This window comes from Sphingorhabdus sp. (genome assembly GCF_044357595.1).
Classification (GTDB): domain Bacteria; phylum Pseudomonadota; class Alphaproteobacteria; order Sphingomonadales; family Sphingomonadaceae; genus Sphingorhabdus_B.
The window spans coordinates 1-3,985 of the sequence record NZ_JBIKPH010000171.1; the positions used below are offsets into that span (position 1 = coordinate 1).

The 3,985-nt window shown below is 58.9% G+C and carries 2 protein-coding genes and 1 pseudogene; 2 read left to right on the top strand and 1 reads right to left on the bottom strand.

Features of this window, described 5'->3' with window-relative positions; translation table 11 throughout:
- Positions 1 to 715, bottom strand: a pseudogene (gene lysK / locus ACIQ2T_RS12280) (lysine--tRNA ligase); the annotation flags it as partial.
- Positions 716 to 777: 62 nt separating this feature from the next.
- Between lysK and ACIQ2T_RS12285 the strand changes: the two are divergent.
- Both ACIQ2T_RS12285 and ACIQ2T_RS12290 read left to right on the top strand, forming a co-directional pair.
- The gene (locus ACIQ2T_RS12285; protein ID WP_397591062.1) at positions 778 to 3,513 is read left to right on the top strand and encodes an ATP-dependent DNA helicase; all 2,736 of its coding nucleotides are present in this window, start codon (positions 778 to 780) and stop codon (positions 3,511 to 3,513) included.
- The coding region (locus ACIQ2T_RS12290; RefSeq protein ID WP_397591063.1) for a SixA phosphatase family protein at positions 3,510 to 3,985 on the top strand (476 nt) is incomplete at its 3' end. The genes ACIQ2T_RS12285 and ACIQ2T_RS12290, both read left to right, overlap by 4 nt.

Sequence of the window (3,985 nt, forward strand, 5' to 3'; positions counted from 1 at the left end):
CGACGCCCAATGCGACCCAGCGCATCGCCCAATCGACCTTCCACTGCAGCTTTGACTTGCCGCCCAAGACCGACTGCGTCACCATGTCGCCATCGTCGTCAAAGCGGACAAGCCCGGCTTCGGCATCCACGACTTCGACGGGCACCTGAAGCACAATGCCGGTCTTTTCGCTGATGGGTAAAATAGGCGAATAGGTGGCGGCGCGTTCTTTGCGCAAGGTCGGCAGCATGATGTCCAATATGCCCTGATAATTGCGCAGCACATTTTTCAACGCGTCATCAAACGCCCCGCTTTCATATTGCGACGAGGATGAGATGAATTCATATTCAAAACCGAACTGATCCAGAAAGTCGCGCAGCATCGCATTGTTATGCGCAGCGAAGCTTTCAAACTTTTCAAACGGATCAGGGGTACGCGACAAGGGCTTGCCCAAATGTTCGGTGAGCATCGCATGGTTCGGCACATTGTCCGGAACCTTGCGCAGGCCGTCCATATCGTCCGAAAATTCGATCAAGCGTGTCGTTGCATCGGACAATGCCTGAAATGCGTTGCGCACCATCGTCGTACGCAGCACTTCATTGAAAGTTCCGATGTGCGGCAGGCCGGATGGACCATAGCCACATTCGAAAATAATCGCCTGACCATCGGCTTTGCCATTGGGATAGCGTTTCAACAAACGCCGCGCCTCTTCATAAGGCCAGGCTTTTGATGCCATTGCTATATCGCGAAGGTCAGTCACGTGTTGCTCTTTCGTTCCAAATACGCCTATCAGGGCTAATGGAAACTCCCCTAGCCTTTCCTGCGCTCCATGCAAGCCATGCCGGTATTTGGATGGGCACCAGTGACGGGCCTGTAAAAACAATTGGCAAGGGCGGGGCAGCCGGTCGTGCGGCAGAAACGCCAATGATCATGCTGAATGCGCCCTTGGTTGCGCAACGGCTTGGCTATGCTGATTTGTCGGGCCTCGACGTTTTGGAGTTATACGCTTTTATATATCCCGCACGGTTTGCTGTGCCCACACCCAAAGGTTTGGCCAAAGCCTTGGGCTTGACTGCACCGGCAACCGATCAGGAGGTTCCGCCGTTCCTGCTTGTGGCGACGCGGGCATTGCTATCGGTGCTGGGCGATACCGCATGGGCCGAACGCGAAGGCGCTTGGGATTCAGCGCAAGCGCTGATGCGGCTGCGCTGGCCGTGGGCAAATCTGGTATTGGCGCAGCTTAAAAAGCCCGAGCGCCCCGAACGCTGGCTGTTCAGCCGCTTGCCCGAATGGGAAGAAGCCCCGCCCCGCACGCCGCCCCGCGTGGTAACGCTTGCGGCTGACGCCGTGCAGGAAAGGCTCGCGTCGCTGGTCGGCGGTTCTGCCGAAACGCGCCAAGGGCAAAGGGATTTTGCGCAAGCAGCAGCGCAAATTTTCGCGCCGCGTACGCGCAAGGGCGAACCCAATATGCTGCTGGCTGAGGCTGGCACAGGCATTGGCAAGACGCTTGGCTATCTGGCGCCCGCAAGCCTTTGGGCGACCGCCGCCGACGGAACGGTCTGGATTTCCACCTTTACCAAAGCGCTCCAGCGGCAGTTGGTGCGTGAGGCAAAGCGCCTTTACCCCGACCATGAGACATTCAAATCCAAGGTTGTGGTGCGCAAGGGGCGCGAAAATTATCTGTGCCTGCTGAACTTGGAGGACGCGTTGCAAGGCGGCTTTGCCGGACGTACGGCAATCCTTGCGCATCTGGTGGCGCGCTGGGCCGCTTATTCGCATGATGGCGACATGATTGGCGGCGATCTGCCCGGTTGGCTGCCGACCTTGTTCCGGCGCAATGGCTCGACCGCTTTGACCGACCGGCGGGGCGAATGCATTTATGCCGGATGCCCACATTATAAAAAATGCTTCATTGAACGCGCCACGCGTGCATCGGTTCAGGCCGAGATTGTCATTGCCAATCACGCGCTGATGATGGTCAACGCCGCGCGTGGCCGTGACGAACAAAACCGGCCAAGCCGCATCATCTTTGATGAAGGCCATCATTTGTTTGATGCCGCAGATTCCATGTTCGCCGCCGCGCTGACAGGGCAAGAGACCATTGAGCTGCGCCGCTGGGTCATTGGCCCCGAAGGCAAAGCACGGGGACGGCGGCGCGGGCTTTCCGCGCGCTTGGCCGATGTGGCATCTTATGATGAAGAAGGCGGCCTTGCCATTGAGATGGCGCGCGTCGCTGCCGAAGCCTTGCCCGGCGAAGGCTGGCTTGCCCGCTTGGGTGAAGGCACACCGTCTGGCCCTGTGGAGCGCTTGCTTGCCGCGATTCGCGCGATGGTATTTGCCCGCGATGAAACCAACGCCACCGAAAGCGGCTATGGCCTGGAAACGGAACTTGCTGACCCAGACGCTGGCGTTGTCGACGCGGCGGCAGATGCTGCCATCGCGCTGGAGGCTCTGGCAAGGCCACTGACGGTGCTTGGGCAGCGGTTGGAGGCGATGATAGCCGATCCGCCCGATTGGCTTGATGGCAGCGCTCGCGCGCGCGTTGAGGGGGCAACGGCAAGCCTGAGCTGGCGCATTGACACATTGCGTGCATGGATATCCATGTTGGCCCGCGCCGTTGGCCCGGTTGACCCCGAATATGTCGACTGGCTTGGCATTGAACGATTTGAAGGACGCGAAATCGACATCGGCATGCACCGCCGCTGGCTTGACCCCATGAAACCCGTGGCCGAAATCGTCCTTAAGCCAAGCCATGGCGTGCTCGCAACATCGGCCACCTTGCGCAGTGGCGGCGACTGGAAAAATGCGGAAGCGCGGACGGGCGCTGCACATCTTGAAAAGCCAGCCACGCATTTCTCCGCCATCAGCCCGTTTGATTACACCGCGCAGGCGGAGGTGCTGATCGTCACCGATGTCAAAAAGGGCGACCCTGCCGCCTTGGCCGGTGCCTATGCCGCGTTGATCACTGCGTCAGGCGGCGGTGTGCTTGGCCTGTTTACAGCCATACGGCGGTTGCGTTCAACTTATGCCCGTATCGCGGACCGCTTGGCGCGTAATGGCTTGCCGCTCTATGCCCAGCATGTCGACCCCATAGACACTGGGACACTCGTCGATATTTTCCGCGATGATCCGCATGCTAGCTTGCTTGGAACCGATGCACTGCGCGACGGGGTGGACGTTCCGGGCCATTCGCTGCGGTTGGTTGTCATGGAGCAAATTCCGTGGCCCCGCCCCGACATATTGCACCGCGCCCGCCGGCTGAAAAATGGCGGTATTGATTTTGATGATCGGATTATCCGCGCAAAAATGGCGCAGGCCTTTGGCCGCCTCATTCGCAGCGCCGGTGACAAGGGGCATTTCGTGCTTTTGTCATCGGCAGTGCCTAGCCGGCTTTTGTCTGCTTTCCCGCCCGGCACGCCCATTCGCCGCGTCACCTTGGAAGAAGCCGTCCGTTCCGTAAAATCTGGACTTTCGTCTGACACAAATTTGCGGCAGGAGGTGGGGAACCAGTTGGAAGAGAGCAACCCGATTTGACATTGACCCTCACCTTGTTTCGCCACGCAAAGTCGAGTTGGGATGACGCCGTACCGCGCGATTTCGACCGCCCGCTAAACAAACGCGGCGAAAAGGCGGCCTTGACGATGGGCATTTGGGTAAAACGCAATGACCTGACCTTCGATCATGTGGTTGCTAGTCCAGCCGTACGGGTGATTGAAACGATTGACGAGTTCGTTAAGGGAGCGAGCGCGCAGGTGGATCCAAACTGGGACCGCCGGATTTATCTAGCGTCCTCCGCGACATTAATGGATGTGCTGCGCGATCAGGCCGACGAACATAAAAACCTGCTGATGGTCGGGCACAATCCCGGGCTCGAAGACTTGGTATTCGACCTGTGCCCTGACGATGGCACATCGCCCTTGCGCGATCTTGTGTGGGAGAAATATCCCACCGCAGCTATCGCGCGGATGGAACTGAACATCGCGCACTGGGCGGACGTCGATCGCCG

Bases quoted from the DNA above. Each gene is read 5' to 3' on its own strand.
- ACIQ2T_RS12285 (WP_397591062.1), top strand. From the start codon at position 778: ATGGAAACTCCCCTAGCCTTTCCTGCGCTCCATGCAAGCCATGCCGGT.